Origin of the sequence: Streptomyces avidinii (assembly GCF_014650695.1) — a bacterium.
GTDB classification, from domain to species: Bacteria; Actinomycetota; Actinomycetes; order Streptomycetales; family Streptomycetaceae; genus Streptomyces; species Streptomyces avidinii.
In genome coordinates, this window is sequence record NZ_BMVL01000008.1 from 226,721 (window position 1) to 253,591 (window position 26,871).

The following is a 26,871-nucleotide window of genomic DNA, read 5'->3' on the forward strand; positions in this document are numbered from 1 at the left end:
GTCCGCGCCACAGCGAGATGGCCTGATCCATAGTTTTGGAAGCCTTTCCCTGCCGTCCGCCCTACGGCACTCCCGCGCGACTCCCAGCGGGGAGCGGAGGTCGAGCGCTCCCGCCGGGGACTGCCCGTACCTGGAACGACCGGGGCGGCCGGGGCGGCCGGGGCGGCCGGCCTTTGTATCCGTCGTGTATCAGCCGGCGCTCGGCTGCCGATCGAACCGCGCACCCGGCACCGACCGCGCTCGCCGTGCCCGGTGCCTCCCGTATCGTTCCGTTCGGTCGCCGGCCGCGCGTGGGTTCACGCCCGGAGCGGCATGTCGCCCGGCCCGTACGAACAGGAGTCACCCGTGACCTCGCCCGCCCCGGCCCCGGAATCTCAGCCTCCGGTCCGTGTGCTGCTGGTCGAGGACGACGACCTGATGCGCCGGTCCTTCGCCGTCGCCCTGGAGCGCTACGGCTACCGGGTCACGGCCGCGGCCGACGGTCTGACCGGGCTGGAGCACTTCCGCGACCACGACGACTTCGACCTGCTGATCCTGGACGTGATGCTGCCCGGCCTCGACGGGATCGGCCTGTGCCGCAGGGTCCGGGAGACCAGCCTGGTGCCGGTCCTGATGATGTCCGCCCGAGGCGACGGCCTCGATGTCGTCGCCGGTCTGGAGGCCGGGGCCGACGACTACGTGGTCAAGCCCGTGGAGACGAACGTCCTCGTGGCACGCATCCGCTCGCTGCTGCGCCGGGCGTCCTACGCGCCCGCCCCGGGCGGCGAGCCCGACGCCGGCCAGGAGGACGGCGTACTGGTCTTCGGGGACCTGACCGTCGACACCGGCGGGATGGAGGTCTCCGTCTCCGGCAGCCCGGTGGCGCTCACTCCCACCGAGCTGAAGCTGCTCCTGGAGTTCGCGGCCCACCCGGGCATCGTGCTGGAGCGGCACACCCTGCTGCGCAACGTCTGGGAGTACGGCTGGGACGGCGACAGCCGGGTCGTGGACCTGGCCGTGCAGCGGCTGCGCAGGAAACTGGGCCGGGAGCGGATCGAGACGGTCCGCGGCTTCGGCTACAAGCTCAGGCGCTGAGACCCGTGCGCCTTCTGCCCCGGCCGTGGTGGCCGGCCCGCGTGCCCCTGCGCTGGAAGATCGCCGCGCTGGCGGCGGCCACGGCGTGCCTGGTCGCCCTGGCGGTGGGCGTACTCGTCCACCTCTGGACCGCGCGGGACATCCGCGACCGGGCCGAGATGGAGGCCACCAACTCGGTGTACTCCGCCATGGACGTCTACCGGCGCACCGGCACGCTGGCGGGCGGCGCCGAACTCGATCCGGCCGAGCTGCCCGCCGCCCTGCGCCATCCGTCCGACGGTGACCGGCGGGTGGCCCACGACGGGCACATCGACGGGAACCTGGGGCCGAGCGTCTGGGGCGCCCAACGGGTAGCCGGCCCGGGCAGCCCGGTGCTGGCCGTCCGGATCAACATGAGCCCGCAACTCCACGACCTGGGCCGGCTCGACGCGAGCATGGCGGTGGCCTCCCTGGTCTCGCTCGCGGCGGCCCTGCCCCTGGCGGTCTACGGGGCCGGGCTGGTCGCCCGCCGGCTGCGCCGGGTCGCCGAGACCGCGGCCCGGATCTCCGCCGGGGACCTCGACGCCCGCACCGGCGCCCGCACCGCCGGAGGCGAGGACCACGCCGGCGGCCGCGACGAGGTGACCGACATCGCCGCCACCGTCGACCTCATGGCCGACAGCCTCGGCCGACGGCTGCGCATCGAGCGGCAGTTCACCGCGGACGTGGCCCACGAACTGCGCACCCCGGTCGGCGGCCTGCTGGCCGCCGCCGACCTGCTGCCGCCCGGCGAGACGGAGGACCTGCTGCGGGCCCGCGTGCGCGATCTGCGCGGCCTGGTCGAGGACCTGCTGGAGATCTCCCGGCTGGACGCGGGCGCCGAGGCGCCGGTGCACGCCCAGGTCCCGCTCGCGGCGGTGGTCCGCGAGGCGGTGGCCCGTACCGGCCTCGACACGGAGGTGGAGGCCGGGGCACGTGGCGCATCCGGGGTGTCCGTGGAGGCCGGGGATCCCGGGGAGACCGGGGATCCCGGGGAGACCGGGGAGACCGGGGAGACCGGGGAGACCGGGGAGACCGTGGAGACCGACCCGCGCCGCCTGGAGCGGATCGTCGGCAACCTGGTCGTCAACGCACACCGGCACGGACGGACCCCGGTGCGGGTCACCGTGGCGGGCGGGACCGTCGTCGTCCGCGACCACGGCCCCGGCTTCCCCGCCGACCTGCTGCTCGACGGCCCGCGCCGCTTCCGTACGGGCGCCACCGAGCGCGGCACGGGGCACGGCCTCGGCCTGACCATCGCCCTGGGACAGGCCCGGGTGCTCGGCGCCGAACTGCTCCTGGACAACGCCCCGGACGGCGGCGCCGTCGCCACCCTGCGTCTCCCGCTCTGACCGACCGGCCCGCGACCGCTCCCCCGTACACAACTGCTGCGCAACGGCGCGGAGTCCGATACACGGCGGCCGGGGCCCGGATACGTCCGCCCGACAGCCTTCGGCGTGCACCCCTCTCCCGCACCGCACCCGAAGTGGAGTCCCCGTGACCGTGACCCCCGAGCCGTTCCCCGCCCGCCCGACGCCCGGGATCGCAGCCTCCACCACCGACCTGTCGAAGGTCTACGGCAGCGGCGACACCCGGGTGGTGGCCCTGGAGCGCGTCAGCATCTCCTTCCGGGAGGCCGAGTTGACCGCGATCATGGGCCCCTCCGGCTGCGGCAAATCCACCCTCATGCACTGCGCCGCGGGCCTCGACTCCGTCAGCTCCGGCTCCGTCCGCATCGGCACCACCGAGCTCGGCAGCCTGGACGACCGGCAGCTCACCGAGCTGCGCCGGGACCGGGTCGGCTTCATCTTCCAGGCCTTCAACCTGCTGCCCACGCTGACCGCGCTGGAGAACATCACGCTGCCGCTGTCCATCGCCGGGCGGCGCCCCGACCGGCAGTGGCTGGAGCGCGTGGTGTCCATGGTCGGCCTCTCCGAGCGCCTGGACCACCGGCCCGGACAGCTCTCCGGCGGGCAGCAGCAGCGCGTCGCGGTGGCCCGGGCCCTGGTCACCCGGCCCGCGATCGTCTTCGGTGACGAGCCCACCGGCAACCTCGACTCCCGGGCCGGGGCGGAGGTCCTCGGCTTCCTCCGCGACTCCGTGCGCGAGCTGGGACAGACGGTGGTCATGGTGACGCACGACCCGGTCGCCGCCGGCTTCGCCGACCGCGTCGTGTTCCTCTCCGACGGCCGCCCGGTCGACGAGATGGTGCAGCCCACCCCGGACCGGGTCCTGGACCGGATGAAGCGGTTCGACACCCGCCCCCGCACGAGCTGACGCGCGGCGCCGCGCCTGACCTCGTACCGCCCCGCGGCGCCCCGCGGCGCCCCGCACCGCCCGGTCCCCGTAGCCCTCCCCACCCTCCCGAAAGCCGCCCACCCATGCTGAGAACAGCCCTGCGCAACGTCCTGGCGCACAAGGCCCGGCTGCTGATGACGGTGCTCGCCGTCACCCTCGGCGTCGCCTTCGTCACCGGCACCCTCGTCTTCGCGGACTCCTCCACCGCGGCCCACCGGGCCGCCGTGTCGAAGAACTACGCCGACATCGCCGTCTCGGTGGCCCCGAAGGGCCCCCCGCCCGGCGCGGCCGGGTCCTCCGGACCGGCGCCCGGCGAGCACGCCACCGTGCTCGACGACGCACTCGCCCGCACGCTGGCCGGACTGCCCGGCGTCGCCGCCGTACGGCCCTCCGCCGACGGCCCGGCCACCCTGAACGCCTCGGACGGCTCCCCGCTGCGCACCGGCAGGATCTGGGCGCACCGGGCGGCCGCGTACGTCCCCGGCCCCGACGGCACGGACGGCCGCCACCCGCTGACCGAGGGCCGCGCGCCCCGCACCGGCGACGAGATCGCCGTGGACAGCGGCACCGCCGCCGACGGCGGATTCCGCATCGGCGACCGGATCACCCTGGCCGTCGACGGCCCGACCATGACCAAGCGCCTCGTCGGCATCGTCACCACCGAGGACACCCGGGTGACCGCCGGTGGCACGCTCACCCTCTTCGACCGGACCACCGCACAGCAGTTGTTCGCCTCCCCGGGCCGCTACACCTCGATCGACGTGTCCGCCGTACCGGGCACCGACGAGGCCGAACTCGCCCGACGGGTCGCCGCAGTGCTCCCCGCCGACCGGGCCGAGGCCACCACCGGCACCGCCCTGGCCACCCAGCAGACCGTCCTGGTCGACACGATCACCCGCGGCAAGGAGAAGCTGTCGCTGGTCTTCGCCGGAGTGGCCCTGTTCATCGGGTCGTTCCTCATCGTCAACACCTTCACCATGCTCGTCGCCCGGCGCACGCGTGAGATCGCCCTGCTGCGCGCGATCGGTGCCACGCGCCGCCAGGTCGTCCGTTCCCTCCTGTGGGAGGCCGTCCTGGTCGGCCTCGCCGCATCGGCCCTCGGCTTCCTGCTCGGTCTCGGGATCGCCTCCGTACTGCCGGAACTCCTCGGCACCGCCCAGGAGGAACTGCCCCGCGGGCCCCTGGTGATCGGCCCGCTCCCCGCGGCGGCCGCCCTCGCCGTCGGAGTGGGCGTCACCGTGCTCGCCGCGTGGCTGCCGTCCCGCAAGGCGGCGCGGATCGCCCCGGTCGAGGCCATGCGCACGGCCGAACTGCCGCCCACCGCCACCGCGTCCCGGGTCCGCGGCGCGGCCGGAGCGCTCCTGCTCGCGCTCGGCGTCGGGCTGCTGCTGTCGCTCGCCGGGGCGAAGGACGCCTCCGAGGAGAACCTGCAGAGCGCGATGTTCGGCTGCGCCCTGCTCGTCGTCGCCGTCATCGTGCTGGCGCCGCTCCTCGCCGTCCCCGTGATCGGGCTGAGCGGGCTGCTGACCGGCCGCCTCGGCATCGCCGGCCGCCTGGCCCGGCGCAACGCGCTGCGCGACCCGCGGCGCACCGCCGCCACCGCCTCCGCGCTGATGGTCAGCACGGCCCTGGTCGCCGGGCTCGCCGTCATAGGCCACTCCACCGGCCGGGCCCTCGACCGGCAGGCCGCGGCGGGCCTCAGCGCCGACTACGTGATCAGCACCCACACCTCGACCACCGGCATCGACCCGGCCGCCGTCCAGCGGGTGGCCGATGCTCCCGGGGTGCGGACGGCGACCGCCGTCAGCGACTCCACCCTCTTCATCGGCGGGGGCGTCCGCCACATCTCCGGCGTCGACCCCGCCGCCACCGCGTCCGTGATGAAGCTCGACTTCGTCAGCGGCTCCCTGAAGGACCTCGGCCCCGGCCGCATCGCCGTCTCCCGCACCCTCGCCCGCGAGAACGGCGTGAGCACCGGCGGCAGCGTGAACGCCCGTATCGGCGGCCCCGGCCAGGACCTCACCCCGTACACGGTCGTCGGCGTCTACGAGGACAACCCCACCGCCCAGGACGCGCTCGGCCTGCGCGGCGAGGTGCAGCGGAGCGGCTTCGACCCCGGCTCCGTCCAGCGCGTCCTCGTCCGCGCCGACGGCGGCGCCACCAAGGACCGGCTGCGCACCGCGACGGGCAACAACCCGCTGCTCAAGGTCCAGGACCGCGACGAACTGGTCCACGAGGCCGCCGGCTCCCTGAGTACCCTGCTGACCCTGACGTACGGCCTGCTCGCCCTCGGCGGTGTGATCGCCGTCCTCGGCATCATGAACACCCTGGCCGTGTCCGTCTCGGACCGCACCCGCGAGATCGGGGTGCTGCGCGCCATCGGCATGGACCGCGCCGGCATCCGCCGGATGATCCGCCTCGAATCCCTGACCGTGGCCGCCTTCGGCACCCTCCTGGGCCTGGCGACGGGCCTGTTCGGGGCCTGGACCGTCGGCGCCCTGACCAACGGCGCCCTGAAGGACTACTCCATGGCCCTCCCCTGGGGCACCCTGCTCCTGCTCTGCCTGGTCTCCCTCACCACGGGCACGGTGGCAGCCGCCCTCCCGGCCCGCCGTGCGGCGGGCCTGAGCCCCCTGGAGGCGGTGGCCGAGCTGTGACCCCGCCTCAGGACGGGTCCGCGTAGCGGCCGGCCATCGCCGCGGCGCGGTCGTGCAGGGCCGTACGCAGGGACTGCGGGGCGAGTGCTTCGGCGTCGGTGCCGAGCTGCCACAGGGCCCATTCCGCATGGCGTGCGTCCTGGAAGGTCAACTCCAGCCGCAGCCGGCCGTCCGCGTCGGGTTCCTCGGCGCGGACGGCCACCGCCATGTCCAGCAGGTCCTCCCGCCTCGCCGGGTCCACCCGTACCAGCACCGTGAGGTGGCCGTCGCCGAGGAACCGCGCGGAGCGCTCCCGCCAGATCCGGTCCAGGTCGACCCGGCCGGGCCGCTGCGCCGGTTCGGGAAGTTCCTCGGCGGCCAGCACCCGCGACAGCCGGTAGGTGCGGTCGGCGCCGGATCTGGTGGCCAGCAGGTACCCCCGGTCGCGTACGGTGACCAGCCCGATCGGGTCCACCGTGCGCCACTGCGGGACCCGGCCCGTGGCCGCGTAGTGGATGCGCAGCTTGTGCCCGGCGAGCACCGCCCGCCGGATCTCGATCATCGCGGCGCCGGGCACCTCGTCGGTGACCGGCCGGCGCGAGAGCAGGTCGGTCTCGGGGTCCACGAGGAAGCGCCCGGCCGCGTCGCTCGCGGTGGCCCGGTGGCCTTCGGGGAGCGCGTCGACCACTTTGCGCAGGGCCGAGGCGAGCGCGGGGCCGAGGCCGAAGACCTGCTCGCCGCGCCCCGGTCCGGCGGCCAGCAGGGCGAGGGCCTCGTCGTGGTTCAGTCCGGTGAGCTCGGTCCGGAAGCCGGGCAGCAGCGCGAACCCGCCGTGCCGGCCGCGTTCGGCGTAGACCGGGACGCCGGCCACGGACAGCGCATCGATGTCGCGCAGCACGGTGCGGGTGGACACCCCCAGCTCGCGGGCCAGCGTGTCCGCGGTCAGCCGACCGTGCCGGCGCAGCAGGAGCACCAGTGAGACCAGCCGGTCGGCGCGCATGGACGAACTTTATCGAGATACACGACAGAGGGTGTCGTGATTCGTTGGGAGGCTCGCCACCACGACGTCCGACGAATCGAACGGAGCTGATGGGGCAATGGAGCGAACGGCGGTCAACCCGGTGACATGGTCGGTGGAGATGGGGTTCAACCAGGGCGAGCTGGTCTCCGGGCACACCCGGACCCTGTACATCTCGGGCCAGACCGCGATGAGCGCTGAGGGCAGGCCCCTGCACGAGGGGGACATGGCGGCCCAGTTGGCGCTGAGCATCGACAACCTGGAGGCCGTGCTGGGCGAGGCCGGCATGTCGCTGGCGAACCTGGTGCGGCTGGGCGTCTACACTACGGACGTCGATCTGCTCTTCCGGCACTACGGTGGCCTCGCGGCCCGCCTGGGCGCCGCCCGGGTGGCACCGACCACCACGATGCTCGGCGTGACGCGCCTGGCCGTCCCCGGCCAGCTGGTCGAGCTGGAGGGCACCGCCGTGGCGTGAGGCGACCCTCCCACCAATCGGGGCGACCCCGACCAGCTGATCCGCTAGGCTGTCAGCGGTCAGACGGCTACCAGGCGTGTGCCCGGGAAAGCGTCCGTGAGGACGCTGCCCGATCCGCATGCGCACGCAAACTGACCAGGACGTTTGTCCGTCCGAGTCGGGCGGCCCCAGCGGGGTTTCCGGCAAGGTTCGCGACAAGCCCCCGCCTTCGTAGCTCAGGGGATAGAGCACGGCTCTCCTAAAGCCGGTGTCGCAGGTTCGAATCCTGCCGAGGGCACGGACGAGGCCCCCCGGTCGACATCGACCGGGGGGCCTCTTGGTGTTTCAGCGAGCCGGTGGGGCGGACGGGCCGGGAGCCGGAGGCCCATCTCGACGGGGAGGAGGCGCAGTTGCTCCCCGTGCTGCGGGCCCCGGGAGCGTGACGCGGGCCTCGGCGCCGCCCGCCTCCCGGTTGTGGAAGGTGAGGGTGGCGCCGAGGGTCCGCGCCTGGCCGGCGGCGATGGTCAGGCCCAGCCCGTGGCCCTTGCCGATGCCCTCCGTACGGAACCGCTGCGGGCCCGTGGTCAGCAGGTACTCCGGATAGCCGGGGCCCGAGTCCGTCACCGTCAGGGTCCGGCCGTCGACCGTGAGCGCGACCGGGGGCGCGCCGTGCCGGTGCGCGTTGGCCACGAGGTTGCCCAGGATCCGCTCCAGGCGGCGGCGGTCGGTGTCCACCCGCGGGCGGCCGCGCGAGCCGCGCACCTCGAGGGCCGTGTCGGTGCCGGAGGCGCGGATCGCGTGCGCCGCCAGCTCGGCCAGGTCGTGCGAGTCCAGCTCGACGCGTTCGCTGCGGGTCTCCAGCCGGGAGATCTCCAGCAGGTCCTCGGTCAGCGAGCGCATCGCTCGCACCCGGTCCCGTACGAGCTCGGCCGGGCGGCCCGGCGGCAGCAGCTCGGCGGCCGCGTTCAGGCCGGTCAGCGGGGTGCGGAGCTCGTGGGCCACGTCCGCCGTGAACCGCTGCTCGGCTTCGAGCTTGCCCTGCAACGACGCGGCCATGGTGTCCAGGGCCCGGGAGACGGCCGCCACCTCGTCCTTGCTGCGCGTGCTGTCGTCGACCCGCGCGTCCAGGTCGCCGGCGCTGATCCGGCGGGCCACCTGCGCGGTCAGGTGCAGCCGCCGGGTGATCCGGGTGACGACGAACGCGCCGATGAGGAGGGTGCCGCCGATGGCGAGCCCGGAGGAGCCGAGGATGGCCCGGTCCAGTTCGGCGATGGTCCGCTCGCTGGCGCGGAAGTCCACGGAGACGGCTATCGCCGTGCCCTGGGCGGCCGGCCCCGCCGCCCACATCACGGGGCGGCCGCGGTGCTGGCCGACGGCGGTGCCGCGCTTGCCGCCGACGGCCAGCGCGCGCAGCTCCGGGGGCAGGCCCGGCGGGTCGATGCCCTCGCCGCGCGGCATGCGCGCGCCGGCCTCGTACGCCTCGACGGTCCGTTCCAGCCGGGTCAGTGCCTTCTCGCGGGCCGTGCCCACGGTCTGGCGGGTCATGGCGCCGTGCACGAGGCAGCCCAGCAGCGCCGCGAGGCCGCAGCACATGAGGGTGATGAAGACCGTGGCCTTCCAGGTCAGGGTGGAGGTCCAGGCGGGCAGCAGCCGCCGGCGCGGCCGCAGCCGCTCGCCGCGCTGCATGTTCTTCATGGTCAGCTCACGGTAATGCGCCAGACCCGCCGGGTGAGCGGCGGGATCCGGCCGGATCGCACGGGATCAGGCCAGATTGCGCCCGCGGCGGCTGCAGGGCGTACGAGGCCCTTCCGGCCGCGGCCGGAAGGGCTGCGCCATCACGGTCAGCTCAGGCCACTGGTGCGTTCGCCGATACGGTCGCCCTGCGGAGTGCCGGCCCGCTTGAGCGCGGCCTTCGTGTGCATTCCGCCCTTGACCTTGCTGCGTACCGGACCGTCGAAGCCGTGACCGGCAGAGCGTGGCGGTTGCGCCAGCTCCTGCGCCTTCGCGAGGGCGGCCCGGACATCCCGCTTCTGCTCTTTGTTCATCCCGCCGTCAACTCCTTCGGGAAGCACCCAATCGGACTACTGGGATCGTATGCACATATGCGGACCAACGCACCCGGACCGACGTGCAAAGAATTCCGATCAAGGCACTCGATCAAGGGCGCGGCGGGGCCGGACGGTTCGGCTGGCCCAGCGTCTGGTGCACCAGGTCCTCCGGGCAGGGCGTTCCCCGCGGCAGCTGGTACTTCGCCGCCACCCGGTACTCCCCCGGGGCCGGCGCCAGCAGCTCCGTCCACACGTCCCCGGTGTCGTCCGGAGCGGCCTTGAACAGGCATCCCGCCGCGTTCGCGTACTGCTTCCGCAGCGCGCCGCCCTCCCCGCCGGCGCCCCGCGCCTTCGAGGCGAAGGTCTCCTGCGGCGGCGGCACCGGCTTGCCCGACGCGTCCACCAGCCCCAGCCACGGCGAGTGCGGGATCCGTACCAGCACCCGTCCGGGCTGCTTCACGTCGACGACCAGCCGGTCGGCGCTCGCCCGCACCACGGTCGCCGGCCCGGACACCAGGTCGGTGGGATCGAGGACCTTGAAGAGCTGCCAGTTCGCGTCGCCCCACACCTGCTGGAGGTACGGGACGCCCGCGCGCACCAGCTTCGCCTCGTCCTCCCCGCCCGAGTCGGGCTTGTCGGCGGGCAGCACCACGTAGTGCACGGCCCAGCGCTCCAGCCAGGCCCGGTAGCTGTCGGCGGTGAGGGTGTCGTCGTAGAAGAGCGGGTTGCGCTCCAGGTCGGCCTGCCGGTTCCAGCCGCGCGCGAGGTTCACGTACGAGGGGAAGGCGGAGGACTCTCGGTGGCTGCTGGCCGGGACCACCTCGACCCGGCCGCGGTCGGCGCCCGCCTTCTGCAGCTGGTCGACGAGGGGCGCCAGCTCACGGCTCCAGGCCGCCAGCGGCGTGGTGCGAACGATGTCGGTGACGCTGTTCGCGGTGATCCAGGCGTTCAGGCCGACGCACGCGAGCAGCACGCCGTACCAGCGCCGCGTGCGCGGGACCTCGTACGCGAGGGCCGCGAGCAGCACGGCGCCGCCGAAGAGCATCACCATCCGCGTGACGTTCGAACCGACCTGGGAGTCGATAGCCCAGGTCAGGAAGACGCCGAGGGCGTAGACGGCCGAGGCGATGCGTACGGTCTTCCAGCGCCGCGGTACGAGGAAGAGGATCAGCAGCGCGAACACGAACGGCAGCCCGGCCGAGCCGATCTTCATCGGCTGCGTCCCGGAGAACGGGAACAGCCAGGCCGACAGCCCGACCACGGCCACCGGGGCCAGCCCGAGCGCGTACGCACCCGGCCGCCGCCCGCTGAGGAACAGCGCGGCCGCGATCACCCCGAGGAAGAGGCCCGCGACGGGGCTGGCGGCGGTCGCGAGCCCGGCCAGCGGGGCCGCCACCGCGGCCTTGGCCCAGCGCCGCTCCGCCCACTTGCGGGGCCAGCAGAAGACGGCGGCGACGGCGCCGAGCGCGAACATCACGCCGAGGCCGAAGGTGACGCGGCCCGAGAGGGCGTTGCAGAGCAGGCCGTAGACCCCCGCGAGCGCGGGCCACAGCGGCTCGCGCACGGCCCTGCGGCAACGGGTCAGGATCAGTGCGAACAGCCCGGCCGAGACGGTGCCGGCGATCATCATCGTGGTCCGGACGCCGAGCATGTGCATGAGGTACGGCGAGACCACGCTGTACGAGACCGGGTGCATGCCGCCGTACCAGGCGAGGTTGTACGCCGAGTCGGGATGGCGGCCCACGAACTCGGCCCAGGCGTCCTGCGCGGCGAGGTCGCCGCCGCTGTTGGCGAAGCTGAAGAACCAGGCGACGTGCAGCAGCCCGGCAAGAACGGTGGAGACGGCCACCGGGTGGCGCCGGGCCCGGTCCAGGACGGCCCCGACGGGACCGCGGGACGGCCGTATGCCGTCGGGCGCAACGGCCCCGGAGGACACGGTCGCCGCCGGATGCGCGGCACCGGCGGGATGTGCCGGGTGTACGGGACGGGCGGCATCGGTGGACACGCCGGGAGCGCCGTCGTCGACCGACGGGATGGCCTCCTCGCGCCGGCCCTGCTGCTCAGCGGTGGTCACTGCCGCACTCCCCAACACACACGAGTCCACACTTCGACTTCCCGGCAGCCAAGACGCGGCCCGGCGCCCCGGGGTTGCCCGGGGCGCCGGATCCACGCTCTCACCGGATGTCAGCCGACGCGCGTCAGCTTGCTGCCGATGCCCGGCGCGGCGAGGTCGTCCTTGAGGGCGACCGGCACCTTGACCTGGCTGGCACCCTCGCCGACGGTCAGCAGACCGACCTCGGTACCGGCCTTCGCGGTCTGCGGCAGCTTGCCGCCGCCGTCCGCGAGCTTGACGTCGACGGTCAGCGAGGCCCAGCCGACCGCCTGTACGTCGGCGGTGGCGACGACCGGCGTCCGGCCGCCGAGCCCGTCGTCGACGTAGCCCACGACAGCGCCCTTGGTCACGACCGGCGCACCTTCGAGGGCCTTCTGGGTGGCGATCATGAGCTGCTTGCTCGCGGCGATGACGGTGTCGATGATCGGCGCCCTGTGCTGGCCGAGGACGGCCCCGACGATCAGCTGGTTGGTGTTGCCGACCTTCTTCTGCGCGGCGAAGAGGAGGTTTCCACCGGCCTTCGTCGTCGTGCCGGTCTTGATGCCGAGCGAGTCGTTGTACGGAACCAGGCGGTTCCAGTTGTCCCACTTCTTGCCCGACGGGTCGATCCAGCTGGGCTTCTTGGTGATGTCGAGCAGCGTCTCGATCTCGACGAGCTTCAGGCCCAGCTTCACCTGGTCCTCGGCAGTGCTGACCGTGGTGGCGTCCAGGCCCGAGGGGTCCGTGTACGTCGTTTTGGTCATGCCGAGTTCCTTCGCGGTCTCGTTCATCTTCTTGACGAACGCCTCCTGCGAGCCGGAATCCCAGCGCGCGAGCAGCCGCGCGATGTTGTTGGCGGACGGGATCATGAGGGCGGCGATCGCGTCGTACTCCGAGATCTTGTCGCCCTCCTTGACCGTGTCGAGGGTGGACTCGTTGTCGGTCGAGTTGTTCTTCTTGCCCTCGGACTCGGCCGTCTTGTCGACGTCGATCATCGCGCCCTGCTCACCCTTCTTGATGGGGTGGTCGCGCAGGATGATGTACGCCGTCATCGACTTGGTGACGCTCGCGATCGGCACGGGCTTCTGCTCGCCGGACTGGCCGAGCGTGCCGAGGCCGGCGGCCGCCATGTACGCCTGGCCCTCGGCGGGCCACGGCAGCTGGGGCGCGGCGCCGTCGAAGGTGTACGAGGACTTCGCGGTCATCACGAGCTTCGGCTCGGGCAGCGGGCGCACCAGCTGCACGACGGCCAGGATGAGCGCCAGGAGCGCGACGAGCGGCGCGTAGATCTTGAAGCGCCGGACGGCGGTGCGCATCGGGCTCGGCGGCGGGGGCGGGTTGTTCGTGAGGTCCGCCAGCATGTCCAGCGGCGGCTTGGGCGGCAGCGGCTGCTGGGTGGTCCGCTCGGCCCCGTCGATCCGGTCGAACCGCGAGGCGGGCGTGACCGGGGGCTTGGGCCGCTGCCCGGCCGCCGGGGTGGCCGGCGCGGTGCCCTCCGGGCGCAGCGGCACGAAGGTGCTGCCCTTGGGCGCCTCGGCGGCGGGCTTGGCCTCGGCGGGCTTGACCTCTGCCGGCTTGGCCTCTGCGGGTGCGGCCGGGGTGAACCTGGCTTCGGCCGGCTTGGCCAGGGTCGGCCTCGGGGCGGCCGGCTTGGCGGCGGGCTTCGGGGTCTCCGCCTTGACCGCATCCACCTTCGGGACCCGGAAGACGGCGGTGCGCTCGCTGTCCGCGGGCTTCTCGGCCGCGGGCTTCTCGGCCGCGGGCTTCTCGGCCGCGGGCTTCGCCTCATCGACGGGAGCCGAAGCGGAAGGCGGCTTCAGCGCGCGGAACACGGCCGTACGCTCGCTGTCCGCGGGCTCATCGGCAGCGGGCTCGGGCTTCGCCCGCTCCGGGACGGAGGCTGAAGCGGAATCTGACTTCACGGCCCGGAACACGGCGGTGCGCTCACTGTCGACCGGCTTCGCCTCAGCAGCGGGAGCGGGCGTGGACGGCGGCTTCACCGCACGGAACACGGCAGTGCGCTCGTTGTCCACCGGCTCCTCGGCCGGGTCGGAAGCAGAATCGGAATCGGAGTCGGGATCCTCGGCTTGCGCCTCGGACGCGTCGGACCCGACACTCTCGGGCTTACCCGAGGGCGCCTTGGCATCCACCGAAGCGGAATCCACTGCTTCACCCGGCGCGGGGTCCTCGTCCGCGTCGGCGGAGGTGTCCGCGTCGGCATCGGCGGAGGCGTCAGCGTCGGCATCGTCGGCAGAGGCGACCCATGCCGCCACGGCATCCCGCAGCGCATCCCGCTCGCCGGCTTCACCCTCGGCATCCGTCTCGGCCTCGGCCCGGGTTTCGACCTCGGCACCGCCATCGGTCTCGACATCCGAATCCGAATCGGAACCAGAACCGACCTGAGCGTCGGCGTCGGCGCGGGGCTCGGTCCCGGTCTCGACGTCGACCTCGACGCCCGCACCGGAACGGGCGCCCCCGCCACCCTCGGGATCGCGCGGCCGGAACACCGACAGCCTCGGATCGCGCCCCGCGGACGACTCCGCCGCCCCCGGCACTCCTTCATCTACCGACTTGTCGGGGGACTCGCCCGCCACCGTTCCTCCTCCATCGCCGCCATGTCCGGCTGTCCGAATGTCTAACAGTGTCCCGTCTCGGGAGCATCGCCCCCGTGCCAGACGAGAACGACATAACTGCGGGTTCCCCCACAAAGCGGCCACGCGCTCTCGACAGATGAATGTGAGAGGCGTCACCCTGTCACTCATCCACGCGGGGAGGCATGGATGGGCAGGAGCCGCAGAACAATTCCGGAGGAGCTTCTGCTGCTCGCCTTGGACCCGGCCACGGGTACCACGGCGCAGCCGCAGTCGCTCGACCTCGGCCTGGCCGGGGCACAGCTAGTGGAGCTGGCTCTGGCAGGACGGATAGCCCCTGATGGGGATCGTATCGCCGTGGTGATGCCACGGCCGACAGGAGATCCGACTCTGGACTCCGCACTGGAACTGCTGCGCAGGCGCGGCAGCCCGGTACGGGCCGTCCACTGGATCGGCGGACCCCGACTGGGGCTCCGTCAGATTTACCTCGCTCATCTGGAGCGCTGCGGCATGGTTCATGCCGTCGCAGGACAGATGTGCGGAGTGTTGCCGACGACTCGCTACCAGGCGACGGACACGGAGATCAGCCGGGAGATCCGAGCCCGGCTCGACAGTGCGATCCGCACCGGCGTACCGCCGGACCCGCGGACCGCGGCGCTCGCCGCACTGGCCCACGCGGTCGGACTCGGCAAGCACCTGTACCCCGGCAACGAGGGGCGGTCGTCCAGGTCCCGGCTGCGGGACCTGATCCGACACGACCCGATGGGCGGACTCGTGGCGCACGCCGTGATGGACGTCCAGAACGGTGTGGCTGCACAGCCACGCCGTGACCGCGCACCGGCACCGCCGGCCCGGGCCACGGCGGGCAGCGTTCCGCTGCAGCCGCGCCGGACGGGCGCCATGGCCCGCGCGGCCGCGCACTGATCCACCCCCGTTCGACCCGTTCGACCCGTTTCACCCGTTTCACCCGTTCCATCGCAACGCCACCGCCCGGACCGGCGTCCATGAGGACCCGGTCGGTTCGGGAGCCGCCAGCGCGCGGGGTGGCGGGGCCGGTTCGCCGACCCCGCCACCCCGCGCGTCTGTGTTTCCGGGCCGTTCCCCAGCGGCGCCGCCCGCTTCGGTGGCAGTCTGCTCAACACCAGATACGCAGAGAAACAGCTGCAACGACAGAAGAAGGCGGAGGTGCCGTTCACGTGGCGTCCAATGTCAATCCCACCGTCCGACGCCGCCGACTGGGCATGGAGTTGCGCAAGCTCCGTGAGGACAAGGGCATGACGGCCGAACAGGTCGCCGAGCGCCTGCTCGTCTCCCAGTCGAAGATCAGCCGCCTGGAGAACGGCCGCCGCTCCATCAGCCAGCGCGACGTCCGCGACCTGTGCGACGTCTACGAGGTGGAGGACCGCCGCCTCATCGACTCGCTCATGCAGATGGCGAAGGACTCCCGCCAGCAGGGCTGGTGGCACGCCTTCGGCGACATCCCGTACAGCGTCTACATCGGCCTGGAGACGGACGCCGCCAGCCTGCGCACCTACGAGCCCCTGGTGATCCCGGGACTGCTCCAGACCACCGAGTACGCCCAGTCCCTCGTGCGCGGCGCGTGGCCGGAGACCGCCCCCGCCGACGTGGACAAGCGCGTCCAGGTCCGCATGCACCGCCAGAAGCGGCTCTCCGAGACGGAGAACAACAACCCGGAGCTCGGGCCGCTGCGCCTGTGGGCCGTGATCGACGAGGCCGCGCTGCGCCGACGGGTGGGCGACGCCCAGCTGATGATCCGGCAGCTGGAGTACTTGATAGAGCAGTCGGAGCAGCCGCACGTCACGGTGCAGGTGATGCCCTTCGGCCTGGGCGCGCATCCGGGCGTCAACGGCCAGTACGCGATCCTGGAGTTCCCGGACGCGTCCGACTCGACCGTCGTCTACATCGAGGGCGTGACGAGCGACCTGTACCTGGAGAAGGCCAACGACGTCCAGAAGTACAGCGTGATGTACGAACACCTGCGTGCGCAGGCCCTCAACGTCGACCAGACCCGTGACTTCATCTCGGGGATCATCAACGAATACGCCGACAAGCGCGCATAGCGGCGGGATACGGCTGATATCCATCGGGCGGGCAACGGGCGGGCCGGTACGGTACACCGTCACTCCCCGGCCACAGAAGGCCTGAATGGAATATGCCACCCGGTCGGGTGAATGGTCGCTTCACCCGTCAGGAGCTGCCGGTAGCGTCGATCAGGTCGGCCGGAAATGTGGCCGACAGGACACCGGATCTACCGGCACTACTCGCTCACCGGAGAGAAACATGGCTATTCGCCAGGGCGCCACGACCAACTGGATCAAGTCCTCCTACTCCGCCAACGGCGCATGCGTCGAGGTCAAGTCCCCTGTCATGGAGGCCATCGCCGTCCGCGACTCGAAGGTGCAGGACGGCCCGTCCCTCACCTTCGCGCCCGGATCCTGGACCTCGTTCGTCGCCGACGTCACCGAGGGCCGGCTCGGACGCCTGGCCTGAACATCACGGCGCGCGTCCCGACCGTCCTCGCAGTCCCTACCGTTCGGTCCCCGCATCCGGCACAAGCGGGACCGACTGCCGCACCCCGAGGACGACCTGATTCATCTGCACCACCTGCACCACCTGCACCACTGACTGGGGCCCTCTCGACCGACCCGCCGTCTTGGCCGAGGGGGCTCGGCCATGCCCGGGGCGGCTGCCGGTGGTGGCCCCTCAGCGCAGCTGATCGACGTAGCGGTCGGTCCCCGGCACCGTCGGGATGAAGGGCGCGACCAGCTCCACCCGCCCCAGACCCACCTCCGCGACCTCCGCGTCCAGCCCCCGGAAGCGGTCCCAGCAGGTCCGGGGGTCCTCCTGGAGGAACCACAGCAGCGTGAGGCGGGTGTCGACCCCCTCCACCTGCTTGACGTACGTCATCCGGTCGCCGGGCAGCGGGGTGGGGCGGAAGACCGTCACCATCGCGGCCGGACCGCCGTGCAGCCGCTTCGGCAGGGCGCGCGAGCGCAGCCACTCCAGCAACTCGGCCCGCTGCTCGGGCCCGTCGGCGTCGACGACCTGGACGACGAGGCCGGCGTACGGGTGGTCCAGGGCGTGATGGTCCCGCGGGCCGGCGGCGCCGTCGCGGTAGACCGTGCCCACGTGGTCCTGGAAGGACGTGAAGACGTGGGTCCGGTCCTGGTAGACCCTCCCGTCACGGTTCAGGCGCTTGTTGATGCCGACGGTCCACTTCATGTGCTCGTCGTAGCGGCCCTCGGTGACCCAGTACGTCGATATGTAGCAGCCCGCAGTGACGGGCTGGGCCACGGCCGACTTCTCGGGGTAGCGCAGTTCCTGCAGCTCGCGGGTGGCCACCCAGCGGCGGCCCGCGTACATCCAGGGCATGGCCATGGCGCCGGCGTAGTAGTGGTCGTCCTCGTACCAGCGGTTGTACGCGTACTCGTGGCCCGGGTGCGGTTCCACCATGGTGATCAGCGCGTGGCCCGGACGGACGCCGTAGGGGCCGACGGCCGCGAGTTCGGCGTAGTCCTCGACGCGGGTGTCCTGCTGCGGGTCCTGCTCTCCTGTCGTCATGGGAACGGTGTATCTGATGCAGCATCAGATGGGGAGGGGTCGGGACGGGTCCACCCCCTGATACATACATGCCGTCTACAACTTTCCCTGGCTACGATGCGCCCACCCGCCTCCTGAAGGAGCTGCCCGTGTCCGCTGCCGTGTCCGCTGCCGTGCCTGCCACCGCCACCGCCGCACCGCCGCCAGCGTTCGCCGGGCGCGCCACCTCGGTCGAGGGGTCCCCCGTGCGCGAGATCCTCGCGCTCACCGAGCGCCCCGGGATCATCTCCCTCGCCGGCGGCCTCCCCGCGCCCGAGCTCTTCGACACCGAGGGCCTGCGGGCCGCGTACGACACCGCCTTCGCGGTGTCGGCCCGGCGCGCGCTCCAGTACTCGACCACCGAGGGCGCACCGGAGCTCCGCGAGGCCGTCGCCGCCCGGGCTTCCGCGCGCGGGCTGCCGACCGGCCCGGACGACGTGCTCGTCACCTCGGGCTCCCAGCAGGCCCTCACCCTCATCACCGCCACCCTGGTCGAACCGGGTGACGTGGTCCTGGTGGAGAACCCCACCTACCTCGCGGCGCTCCAGTGCTTCGGGCTGGCGGGGGCGCGGGTCGTGGCCGTGCCCTGCGATGCGGAGGGCATCCTCCCGGACGCCCTGGCGGACATCGTCGTGCGCGAGCGGCCGAAGCTGCTGTACACCGTCCCCACCTTCCAGAACCCGACCGGCCGCACCCTCCCGGCCGCACGCCGGGCGGCGGTCGCCGAGATCGCGGCGCGGCTCGGGCTGTGGCTGGTGGAGGACGATCCGTACGGCGACCTCCGCTACGAGGGCCGCGAGGTCGCGTGGCTCGCCGCGCACCCGGGCGCGGAGGACCGTACGGCGCTGCTCGGCAGCTTCTCGAAGGTCATGGCCCCCGGGCTGCGGCTGGGCTGGCTCCGGGCGCCGGCGGCGCTGCGGCGGGCCGCCGTGGTCGCGAAGCAGTCGGCGGACCTGCACACCTCCACGGTGGACCAGCTGGCCGCGGCGCACTACCTCCGGACGGTGGACCTCGACGCCCACATAGCCACGGTCCGCACGGCGTACCGCGAGCGCCGCGACGCTCTGCAGAACGCCCTGAGCCGCAGCCTTCCGGCCGACTGCGAGTGGAACCTGCCCGCGGGCGGGATGTTCTTCTGGGCCCGGCTGCCGGAGGGCCACGATGCGACGGCCCTCCTCGGGACGGCCGTCGCGCACGGCGTCGCCTTCGTCCCGGGCGCCCCCTTCTTCGCCGCCGACCCGGACCCCCGCACCCTGCGCCTGAACTTCACGACGCACACCCCGGCGGAGATCACCGAGGGCGTCGGCCGGCTGGGCACGGCGCTGGCGGAGTACGGCGGGAAGCGGATCGGGGGCTTCAATGCTGGAGGGCGACCTTGAGCAGCACGATGAGGAGCCCCAGGAAGAGGTTGATCGCGCCGGCCAGCAGCATCAGCCGGCGGGAGGCACCGGCGCGGCTGGCGGCCAGGGTGGCCCAGCCGACCTGCCCGATCAGGGCGACCAGGAGCGCCAGCCACACCACCCCTTGGGGGCCCAGTCCGAACCACGGGCTGATGGCTGCCGCGACGGCGGGCGGGACGGCGGCCTCGATGATCGGGCGCTCCTGCCTGGCCTCGCTGCGGATCACGGGCCAGGTGAGGCGGTTCACGATGCGGGCCCCGAAGAGGCGGGAGAAGACGTGCGCGGCCCAGAACACCACACCGGTGGACAGGAGCAGCACGACGAGTTGGACCCGCGGGTAGGGACCGAGCGTTCCGGCGCCGACCACCACCGAGGCGGCGAGCAGCGAGCCGTAGACGGCGCCGGTGTAGTCACCGCGCTGCTCGCGCCCTGCCGGAGCCTCCTGCGGCAAGGCGTCCTGCGGCACACCCTCCTTCGGCAAGGCGTCCTGCGGCCGGGCCTCCGCCGGGACGCCGCCTTCCGGGCCGCCGCCTTCCGCGCCGCCCTCCGAGGAGGCTGTCACGCGGCCCCGGCCTGCGCAGTGGGCCACTTGAGTTCGATCTCCATCTCGATCTCCCCGTCGCCGACCTCGACCTCGATCTCGGTGCGGAGCTCGTCGGGGACCCGCAGGCTCATCTTCCCCGGGCCGAGTTGCAGTTCGGCGTTGCCGCCGTGCCGCAGGGCCTCCGCGAGCGCGGAGAGCTGATCGGCGGCCTCCAGACGGGAAAGAGAACGCTTCTGCTCGAACTTGAGGTCCTTCACGGATGTCTCCAATCCGCTGCGCACGCCGGGTCGGGCTCATTGGCCATTGTCGCGCCGTACGGGAGGTCGGGCATCCCGGGCCGGCCGGTTGAAGGCGAGTCCGAGCACCTCGCTCCACTGCATGGGCGGCGCGGCCGGCGGAGCACCCGGGCGGAGCCGGGGGACCCGTACGCGCAGTGCGCCCGGCCGGACGGAGCAGGTCACGGGCGTGGGCAGGGTCAGGGCCTCGCCGTCCACGGCGACCGCGATCCGCTCCGCGGCGGAGCCGACGACGACCTGGCGGGAGGTCAGGACCTGGAGGCCGGCCGCCCGCGCTCCGCGGAGCGCGACATCGGCCGCCTGGGCGGCGCTGTTCACCCGGATCCCGACGACACCGAGCACGCCGAGGTCGAGCCGGGCCCTGCGGGCCCCCATCGGCTCGGGGGACGAGTAGGGATTGTTGCTGACCAGCAGCGCCTGCTGGGCTTCCAGCCGCGTCTCGTCGGCCACGGCGTCGAGGGTAGTGCCGGCGTAGCCGAGCAGCAGGTCGGGCAGTGCGGCGAGGGCCGAGTCGGCCTTGGCGTCCCGGTACTCCGGTCGCTGCACGATCTCCGCGTAGACGCCGAAGGAGGCCGTGTTGACGAAGGCCTGGCCGCCCACGAAACCCAGGTCGACCCTGAGCTCCTCCCCGTCGGCCAGCGCGTCCAGGCACCGGGACGGGTCCTCGCGGTCCAGGCCGAGGTCCATGGCGAAGTGGTTCCTGGTGCCCGCGGAGATCACGAGGAACGGCAGGTCGTGCTCGGCCGCCACTTCGGCCACCAGGGCCTGGGTCCCGTCGCCGCCGGCCACCCCGAGCAGGTCCGCGCCCTCGGCGACCGCCCGGCGGGCGAGGGCGGCGACGTCCGTCGCGACCTCCGGGTCGATCAGCACCACCCGCGCGCCGAGCGCCTCGGCCTTCTCGACCAGGCCGAACCGGCCGACCTTTCCGCCGCCGGACTTCGGGTTCATGATCAGAACCGGGTTCCGGGGGCCGGCGCGCGTGACGGCCCGCATGCCGTGGCTCCGGCGCGCCGCGCGCAGCGCGGTCCGCGCGCACGCCACGGCGGCGGCCCAGAGCGCGATGGCGACCAGCGCCGTGGGCCACAGGTCCGCCCGGGCGTAGATGAGCAGGATGGCCACGGGCGCAGCCACCACCAGCAGCATGCCGACCATTCGGACCGCTCCGCGATGGGACACGACCCACCAGGTCCCCATGGCGGTGAGGGCCGCCCCGGCCAGCCCGACGACGAGGACGAGCAGCCCACCGACGATGCCCTCGGCGACCAGGGTCAGCGCCGCGAGCACCGCACAGACCACAGCCAGCAGGGCCCACCACCGAGCACGCCGGGGCGGGCCGGACGGATCCGGAAGCGACATGGTCCTCACGTCCTCGCCTCGTGCCGCGGGGTCATCTCCGATCATCTCCCGAACCCGATCACCCGTCGACGCGGACGCGAACCCGCACAGGACCCGGCCGGCGTCCCGGCTCCGCCTCGCCCCGACGGTGGCCGCGGTCGTACGGACGGCTACCGCTTCCGGGGAGGCCGATTGACCCCGATGCGCCAGGCACGACCACGGACCCGTGGTCGATGCCGGGCGGGCGCCGAGGAGCGCGCCTCCGACTCGCCACTCCGCTCCGCCCCGCCCCTTCACACGGGCGCGGGGCTCACCTAGCCTGACGGGTCGTCAGATCTGTCTGTCGCCTGGAGGTCCGTCGTGCTGCTGCAAGGGAAGACCGTCATCGTCTCCGGCGTCGGGGCCGGGCTCGGGCATCAGGTGGCCGCCACCGTCGTGCGGGACGGCGGGAACGCCGTGCTCGGGGCGCGGACCGAGGCGAATCTCGCCAAATCCGCTGCCGAGATCGACCCCGACGGCGCACACACCGCCCACCGCGCCACCGACATCGGCGACGAGCGGCAGTGCGAGGCCCTGGCCGAGCTCGCGCTCACGCGCTTCGGCCGGATCGACGCCGTCGTGCACGTGGCCGCCTGGGACTCGTACTTCGGGGGCCTGGAGGACGCCGACTTCGGGACCTGGCAGCAGATCATCGACGTCAATCTGCTGGGGACGCTGCGCATGACCCGGGCCGCTCTGCCCGGCCTCAAGGAGCGCGGGGGTTCCGTGGTGATCATCGGGACGCAGTCCGCGGTCGCCGCGCCCAACGAGGTGCAGCAGGCCGCCTACGCCGCCTCCAAGGGGGCGCTGACCTCCGCCATGTACTCCATGGCCCGCGAGCTCGGCCCGCACCGGATCCGCGTCAACACCGTGCTGCCCGGCTGGATGTGGGGCCCGCCCGTGCAGGCCTTCGTCACCTTCACCGCCCATACCGAGGGCATCCCCGAGGCCGAGGTGCACGCCCGGCTGACCCGGCGGATGGCGCTGCCCGATCTGGCCACCGACGGGGACGTGGCCGACTCCGCCGCGTTCCTCGCCTCCGACCGGGCCCGGGCGATAACCGGCCAGTCTCTGCTGGTCAACGCGGGTGAGTTGATGAGATGAGCCACACCACCGCCGGAACGTCGGATCGTATGCTCGGCCCATGACCACTCCGAGTGACGCTCCGACCGAAAACGCGATGCGCCGCGCGCTCCGGCGGGCCCGCGACGGCGTCGCGCTCGACGCGACCGAGGCGGCCGTACTCCTCCAGGCGCGCGGCGAGGACCTCCAGGACCTCGCCGCCTCCGCCGCACGGGTAAGGGACGCCGGGCTCGCCGCCGCCGGCCGGCCCGGTGTCATCACGTACTCCCGCAAGGTCTTCATCCCCCTCACGCGTCTCTGCCGCGACAGGTGTCACTACTGCACCTTCGTCACCGTCCCCGGGAAGCTACGGGGAAGCGGCCACGGGATGTACCTCTCCCCCGACGAGGTCCTCGACATCGCCCGCCAGGGCGCGGCGACGGGCTGCAAGGAAGCCCTCTTCACCCTCGGCGACCGCCCCGAGGACCGCTGGCCCGAGGCCCGCGAGTGGCTCGACGCGCACGGCTACGACGACACCCTCGCCTACGTACGCGCCATGGCGATCCGGGTCCTGGAGGAGACCGGCCTGCTGCCGCACCTCAACCCCGGGGTCATGTCGTGGTCCGACCTCCAGCGGCTGAAGCCGGTCGCGCCGAGCATGGGCATGATGCTGGAGACCACCGCCACCCGCCTGTGGTCCGAGCCCGGCGGCCCCCACCACGGCTCCCCCGACAAGGACCCGGCCGTGCGGCTGCGCGTGCTGGAGGACGCGGGGCGCTCCAACGTCCCCTTCACCACCGGCGTCCTCATCGGCATCGGCGAGTCCTACGGGGAGCGGGCCGAGGCCTTCTTCGAGCTGCGCCGCATCCAGCGCAGCTACCACGGCATCCAGGAGGTCATCGTCCAGAACTTCCGCGCCAAGCCGGACACCGCCATGCGCGGCATGCCGGACGCGGAGCTGGAGGAGCTGGCCGCCGCCATCGCCGTCGCCCGGCACATCCTGGGCCCCGGCGCGCGGATCCAGGCCCCGCCGAACCTGGTGGACGCCGAGTACGCGCTGCTCATCGGCGCGGGCATCGACGACTGGGGCGGGGTCTCGCCGCTGACCCCCGACCACGTGAACCCGGAGCGTCCCTGGCCGCACATCGACGAGCTGGCCGAGCGGACCGCCGCCGCCGGCTTCGAGCTGCGCGAACGCCTCACCATCTACCCGGAGTTCCTGCAGCGCGGCGAGCCCTGGCTCGACCCCCGCCTGCTGCCGCACGTACGGGCGCTGGCCGATCCGCAGACCGGGCTCGCCGACGAGGGCGCGCCCGTCGAGGGCAGGCCGTGGCAGGAGCCGGACGAGGGTTTCACCGCCCACGGGCGCACGGACCTGCACGCCACCATCGACACCGAAGGACGCACCGGCGACCGCCGCGACGACTTCGACGACGTGTACGGCGACTGGGAGGCCCTGCGGGAGGCGGCGGCGCCCGGGATGGTCGCCGAGCGCATCGACACCGACGTACGGGGCGCCCTCGCGCAGGCCGCCGACGATCCGACGAAACTGACGGACGCCCAGGCGCTGGCCCTGCTGCACGCGGACGGGCCGGCGCTCGACGTGCTGTGCCGGATCGCCGACGACCTGCGCAAGTCCGTGGTCGGCGACGAGGTCACCTACATCGTCACGCGGAACATCAACTTCACGAACGTCTGCTACACCGGCTGCCGGTTCTGCGCCTTCGCGCAGCGCCGCACGGACGCCGACGCCTACACCCTCTCGCTCGACCAGGTCGCCGACCGGGCCGCCCAGGCCTGGGACGTGGGCGCGGTCGAGGTGTGCATGCAGGGCGGCATCCACCCGGACCTGCCCGGGACGGCGTACTTCGACATCGCACGCGCCGTGAAGCAGCGGGTCCCCGGCATGCACGTTCACGCCTTCTCGCCGATGGAGGTCGTCAACGGGGCGACCCGCACGGGGATGTCCGTACGGGACTGGCTGACGGCGGCCAAGGAGGCGGGCCTGGACTCGATCCCGGGTACGGCGGCGGAGATCCTGGACGACGAGGTCCGCTGGGTCCTGACGAAGGGAAAGCTGCCGACGGCGGACTGGATCGACGTCATCACCACCGCGCACGAGCTCGGGATCCGCTCCTCGTCCACCATGATGTACGGGCACGTGGACCAGCCGCGGCACTGGCTGGGCCACTTCCGCACGCTGGCCCGCATCCAACAGCAGACCGGCGGTTTCACGGAGTTCGTGACGCTCCCCTTCATCCACACCAACGCGCCCGTCTACCTGGCGGGCATCGCGCGGCCGGGTCCGACGGTCCGCGACAACCGGGCGGTGACGGCGATGGCCCGGATCCTGCTGCACCCGCACATTCCCAACATCCAGACGAGTTGGGTGAAGCTGGGCGCGGAGGGCGCGGCCGAGATGCTCCGGTCCGGTGCGAACGACCTGGGCGGGACGCTGATGGAGGAGACCATCTCGCGCATGGCCGGGTCGAGTTACGGCTCCTACAAGTCGGTCCAGGACCTGATCGCCGTCGCCGAGGCGGCCGGGCGGCCCGCGAAGGCCCGTACGACGCTGTACGGGGAGGTGCCTCGGGAGCGGCAGGAGGCGGCGCGCGCCTCGGACGGGCACCTGCCGGAGCTGCTTCCCGTACTGGACTGAGCGCGGGCGGAGGGGAGCCGGCGCCCCGGCTCCCCTCCGTGGCCGCGTGCCCGGATCAGCCGACGAGCAGGTCCTTCTTGAGCTGCTTCAGCTCACGGGAGTCGATGCCGAGCCCGTCCTCCAGGTAACGGTCGAAGGAGCCGTACGCGGCCCTGACCTCGTCGTAGCCCGCGTTGAGGTACTCGGGGCGCACGTCGAGCATCGGCTTGTATACGGCGGCCTGCTGGGCGGGCAGGTGGGAGAGGATCGCGTCGTTGGCGGCCTTGCGGTAGTCGTTGCTGGCCAGGTAGTCGGCCTCGACGGTCTCGCGCGGCACGCCGAGTGCGGTCAGCAGGGCGGCATTGGCCCAGCCGGTGCGGTCCTTGCCGGCGGTGCAGTGGAAGAGGACGGAGCGGCTGCGGTCGCGCTCGATCCCTTCAAAGACCTGCGTGTACGCCTTCTTGCCGCCGGCGCCGGAGACCATCGCCCGCTCGGCGTCGACCATGGCCCTGACGGCCTCGTCGGGGGTGCGGGGCATGGTCCGGAAGGAACCGGAGCCGGCGAAGACGTCGGCGACGACGTAGGTGGCGCCCGCGGGGACCCTGTCGGCGTCCTTGGTGCGCTCGTCCTCCATGCGGAGGTCGAAGACCGTCTTGATGTGCAGGCGCCGGAGCTTGGCCAGGTCGTTCTCGGTCAGCTTGTCGAGGGCGTCGGAGCGGTAGACCTCGCCCATCCTGACCCACTGGCCGGTGCTGGTGCGATAGCCGCCGGCGTCGCGGAAGTTGGCGGTGCCGTCCAGCTCGATCAGCCGGTCGGCGAGGCGCAGGCCCCGGCCGCGCTGCGGCTCGAAGTCGAACCACTGGCGGTCGGCGGCGGGCAGCCCCTTGACCACGGCCCGGCCCTGGGACCCGCCCTTGGCGACGACCTTGCCGTTCGCCCTGATCTCGACCCGGTCGGTGCCGCGGGCCTTCCACCGGAGGGTGAAGGATCCGTCGGCCCCGGCGGTGACGGTGGCTTCGGTGAACGGGACGGCGGAGCGGTCGTGCCGGTCCCGGCCCGAGGCCGAGGCGAGCGGGGCGGCGACCAGGGATGCGGTGAGCGCGGAGGCGACGACGGTCGCGGCGAGGAGTGCCTTCTTCATGGCTCCGAGGCTGGGCGGCCGGGGAGAACGTCGAATGAACGAGGTGTGACCGAAAACGACCGGCTCGAAGGCAACTGGCAAAACGTGCCACCTTCCTGGTGGCGGCCGGAAGTGTTCGGATTCTGGCCGATCTCCGCTGACTCACGGGCCGCTTGGCCGACCGCTTCCGGATTCGACCGATCGTGTCCACTACAGTGCGGGTTCGCGTGCGCGGCGGGTACGGGTAGGGACGCCGGGCATCGAGTGGACTGGTCAGCGGGGGGCGCGGTGCCGGGGATGGACGCAGTGAACGGTACGAACGACATGAACAGCGGCCCGAGCGCCGCCCCGCCCGTCTCCGCCCCCGCGGGCGGTCACGGCCCGGCCGGCGGCCACGGCCCGGCCGACGGCCCGGTGCCGGGCACGAGCCCGGCGGGCCACGCCCCCGCCGCGTCCCTGCACGACCCCGTCGTCCCGGGCGCCCCCGGTGCTGCGGGCACCCCCGGCCACGCAGCCACCGCCGCCGCATCCGGCCCGGCGGGCGGCCCGGGCCCGGTCGGCGCCCCCGCGGGCGGCGCCCGGACCCCCGCCCCCGCCGGGGCGAACCG

At 73.0% G+C, this 26,871-nt stretch carries 21 protein-coding genes and 1 tRNA gene; 12 read left to right on the plus strand and 10 right to left on the minus strand.

All coding sequences use genetic code 11. The features are described 5' to 3' along the window. Window positions 1-312 precede the first annotated feature (312 nt). The 4 genes from cseB to IE257_RS22615 all read left to right on the plus strand — a co-directional run bounded on the left by cseB (window position 313) and on the right by IE257_RS22615 (window position 6,047). Window positions 313-1,074, plus strand: coding sequence for a two-component system response regulator CseB (cseB, locus tag IE257_RS22600; RefSeq protein ID WP_189971366.1), 762 nt, complete (start codon window positions 313-315; stop codon window positions 1,072-1,074). Then, entirely contained in the window at window positions 1,071-2,444 is a 1,374-nt protein-coding gene (locus tag IE257_RS22605; RefSeq protein ID WP_209468402.1) for an ATP-binding protein, read from the plus strand. The genes cseB and IE257_RS22605 overlap by 4 nt, the downstream gene beginning before the upstream one ends. A 145-nt stretch (window positions 2,445-2,589) precedes the next feature. Then, window positions 2,590-3,369 (plus strand): ABC transporter ATP-binding protein, encoded by a 780-nt coding sequence (locus IE257_RS22610; RefSeq protein ID WP_189971368.1) that lies wholly within the window; start codon window positions 2,590-2,592, stop codon window positions 3,367-3,369. Window positions 3,370-3,473: 104 nt separating this feature from the next. Further along, on the plus strand, window positions 3,474-6,047 hold the full coding sequence (locus tag IE257_RS22615) for an ABC transporter permease (protein ID WP_189971370.1): 2,574 nt from the start codon (window positions 3,474-3,476) through the stop codon (window positions 6,045-6,047). A 7-nt stretch (window positions 6,048-6,054) separates the two neighbouring features. Here IE257_RS22615 and IE257_RS22620 read toward each other — a convergent pair whose 3' ends face one another. Then, window positions 6,055-7,026 carry a helix-turn-helix transcriptional regulator gene (locus tag IE257_RS22620; protein ID WP_189971372.1) on the minus strand — a complete coding sequence of 324 codons (972 nt, stop codon included), beginning with the start codon at window positions 7,024-7,026 and terminating at the stop codon, window positions 6,055-6,057. 97 nt (window positions 7,027-7,123) lie between these two features. On the opposite strand from IE257_RS22620, the gene IE257_RS22625 reads away from it, so the two are divergent. Both IE257_RS22625 and IE257_RS22630 read left to right on the plus strand, forming a co-directional pair. Then, the gene (locus IE257_RS22625) at window positions 7,124-7,519 is read left to right on the plus strand and encodes a RidA family protein (RefSeq protein ID WP_189971374.1); all 396 of its coding nucleotides are present in this window, start codon (window positions 7,124-7,126) and stop codon (window positions 7,517-7,519) included. Between the two features lie 204 nt (window positions 7,520-7,723). Continuing rightward, window positions 7,724-7,796, plus strand: a tRNA-Arg gene (locus tag IE257_RS22630). Between the two features lie 47 nt (window positions 7,797-7,843). On the opposite strand, the gene IE257_RS22635 is transcribed toward IE257_RS22630, so the two are convergent. From IE257_RS22635 to IE257_RS22650, 4 genes are all read right to left on the minus strand, one after another. Next, a complete protein-coding gene (locus IE257_RS22635) occupies window positions 7,844-9,193 on the minus strand; it encodes an ATP-binding protein (protein ID WP_229920586.1) in 1,350 nt (449 codons plus the stop codon). A gap of 146 nt (window positions 9,194-9,339) precedes the next feature. Further along, window positions 9,340-9,543 (minus strand): hypothetical protein, encoded by a 204-nt coding sequence (locus tag IE257_RS22640; protein ID WP_229920587.1) that lies wholly within the window; start codon window positions 9,541-9,543, stop codon window positions 9,340-9,342. A 112-nt stretch (window positions 9,544-9,655) separates the two neighbouring features. Continuing rightward, on the minus strand, window positions 9,656-11,620 hold the full coding sequence (locus IE257_RS22645) for a DUF8823 domain-containing protein (protein ID WP_372453090.1): 1,965 nt from the start codon (window positions 11,618-11,620) through the stop codon (window positions 9,656-9,658). 110 nt (window positions 11,621-11,730) lie between these two features. After that, window positions 11,731-14,232, minus strand: coding sequence for a D-alanyl-D-alanine carboxypeptidase (locus IE257_RS22650; RefSeq protein ID WP_229920588.1), 2,502 nt, complete (start codon window positions 14,230-14,232; stop codon window positions 11,731-11,733). Between the two features lie 186 nt (window positions 14,233-14,418). On the opposite strand from IE257_RS22650, the gene IE257_RS22655 reads away from it, so the two are divergent. The 3 genes from IE257_RS22655 to IE257_RS22665 all read left to right on the plus strand — a co-directional run bounded on the left by IE257_RS22655 (window position 14,419) and on the right by IE257_RS22665 (window position 16,740). Next, window positions 14,419-15,153, plus strand: a complete 735-nt coding sequence (locus IE257_RS22655) for a GOLPH3/VPS74 family protein (protein ID WP_189971380.1) — start codon at window positions 14,419-14,421, stop codon at window positions 15,151-15,153. Window positions 15,154-15,425: 272 nt separating this feature from the next. Continuing rightward, a complete protein-coding gene (locus IE257_RS22660) occupies window positions 15,426-16,310 on the plus strand; it encodes a helix-turn-helix domain-containing protein (protein WP_189971382.1) in 885 nt (294 codons plus the stop codon). Window positions 16,311-16,530: 220 nt separating this feature from the next. After that, window positions 16,531-16,740 carry a DUF397 domain-containing protein gene (locus tag IE257_RS22665; protein WP_189971384.1) on the plus strand — a complete coding sequence of 70 codons (210 nt, stop codon included), beginning with the start codon at window positions 16,531-16,533 and terminating at the stop codon, window positions 16,738-16,740. Between the two features lie 213 nt (window positions 16,741-16,953). Here IE257_RS22665 and IE257_RS22670 read toward each other — a convergent pair whose 3' ends face one another. After that, entirely contained in the window at window positions 16,954-17,811 is an 858-nt protein-coding gene (locus IE257_RS22670; protein WP_189971387.1) for a hypothetical protein, read from the minus strand. Between the two features lie 128 nt (window positions 17,812-17,939). Here IE257_RS22670 and IE257_RS22675 point away from each other — a divergent pair, with 128 nt between their 5' ends. Then, a complete protein-coding gene (locus IE257_RS22675; protein WP_229920589.1) occupies window positions 17,940-19,208 on the plus strand; it encodes an aminotransferase-like domain-containing protein in 1,269 nt (422 codons plus the stop codon). On the opposite strand, the gene IE257_RS22680 is transcribed toward IE257_RS22675, so the two are convergent. The 3 genes from IE257_RS22680 to IE257_RS22690 form a co-directional block, all read right to left on the minus strand. Further along, complete coding sequence (locus IE257_RS22680; RefSeq protein ID WP_189971599.1) at window positions 19,186-19,695, minus strand: hypothetical protein; 510 nt, start codon at window positions 19,693-19,695, stop codon at window positions 19,186-19,188. The two genes, IE257_RS22675 and IE257_RS22680, sit on opposite strands and share 23 nt — an antisense overlap. Window positions 19,696-19,787: 92 nt before the next feature. Further along, entirely contained in the window at window positions 19,788-20,030 is a 243-nt protein-coding gene (locus tag IE257_RS22685; RefSeq protein WP_189971391.1) for an amphi-Trp domain-containing protein, read from the minus strand. A gap of 36 nt (window positions 20,031-20,066) precedes the next feature. Then, a complete protein-coding gene (locus IE257_RS22690) occupies window positions 20,067-21,425 on the minus strand; it encodes a diacylglycerol/lipid kinase family protein (RefSeq protein ID WP_189971393.1) in 1,359 nt (452 codons plus the stop codon). A 339-nt stretch (window positions 21,426-21,764) separates the two neighbouring features. Here IE257_RS22690 and IE257_RS22695 point away from each other — a divergent pair, with 339 nt between their 5' ends. Continuing rightward, window positions 21,765-22,547 carry an SDR family oxidoreductase gene (locus IE257_RS22695; protein WP_189971395.1) on the plus strand — a complete coding sequence of 261 codons (783 nt, stop codon included), beginning with the start codon at window positions 21,765-21,767 and terminating at the stop codon, window positions 22,545-22,547. A 40-nt stretch (window positions 22,548-22,587) separates the two neighbouring features. Further along, window positions 22,588-25,164 (plus strand): bifunctional FO biosynthesis protein CofGH, encoded by a 2,577-nt coding sequence (locus IE257_RS22700; RefSeq protein WP_189971397.1) that lies wholly within the window; start codon window positions 22,588-22,590, stop codon window positions 25,162-25,164. 55 nt (window positions 25,165-25,219) lie between these two features. Here IE257_RS22700 and IE257_RS22705 read toward each other — a convergent pair whose 3' ends face one another. Next, window positions 25,220-26,284 carry a tyrosine-protein phosphatase gene (locus IE257_RS22705; protein ID WP_189971399.1) on the minus strand — a complete coding sequence of 355 codons (1,065 nt, stop codon included), beginning with the start codon at window positions 26,282-26,284 and terminating at the stop codon, window positions 25,220-25,222. Window positions 26,285-26,871: the final 587 nt, after the last annotated feature.

Coding starts and splice junctions, on each gene's coding strand:
- IE257_RS22640 (WP_229920587.1), bottom strand. CDS start 9,543: ATGAACAAAGAGCAGAAGCGGGATGTCCGGGCCGCCCTCGCGAAGGCG.
- IE257_RS22665 (WP_189971384.1), top strand. CDS start 16,531: ATGGCTATTCGCCAGGGCGCCACGACCAACTGGATCAAGTCCTCCTAC.
- IE257_RS22625 (WP_189971374.1), top strand. CDS start 7,124: ATGGAGCGAACGGCGGTCAACCCGGTGACATGGTCGGTGGAGATGGGG.
- cseB (WP_189971366.1), top strand. CDS start 313: ATGTCGCCCGGCCCGTACGAACAGGAGTCACCCGTGACCTCGCCCGCC.
- IE257_RS22670 (WP_189971387.1), bottom strand. CDS start 17,811: ATGACGACAGGAGAGCAGGACCCGCAGCAGGACACCCGCGTCGAGGAC.
- IE257_RS22690 (WP_189971393.1), bottom strand. CDS start 21,425: ATGTCGCTTCCGGATCCGTCCGGCCCGCCCCGGCGTGCTCGGTGGTGG.
- IE257_RS22655 (WP_189971380.1), top strand. CDS start 14,419: ATGGGCAGGAGCCGCAGAACAATTCCGGAGGAGCTTCTGCTGCTCGCC.
- IE257_RS22620 (WP_189971372.1), bottom strand. CDS start 7,026: ATGCGCGCCGACCGGCTGGTCTCACTGGTGCTCCTGCTGCGCCGGCAC.
- IE257_RS22705 (WP_189971399.1), bottom strand. CDS start 26,284: ATGAAGAAGGCACTCCTCGCCGCGACCGTCGTCGCCTCCGCGCTCACC.
- IE257_RS22635 (WP_229920586.1), bottom strand. CDS start 9,193: ATGAAGAACATGCAGCGCGGCGAGCGGCTGCGGCCGCGCCGGCGGCTG.
- IE257_RS22615 (WP_189971370.1), top strand. CDS start 3,474: ATGCTGAGAACAGCCCTGCGCAACGTCCTGGCGCACAAGGCCCGGCTG.
- IE257_RS22700 (WP_189971397.1), top strand. CDS start 22,588: ATGACCACTCCGAGTGACGCTCCGACCGAAAACGCGATGCGCCGCGCG.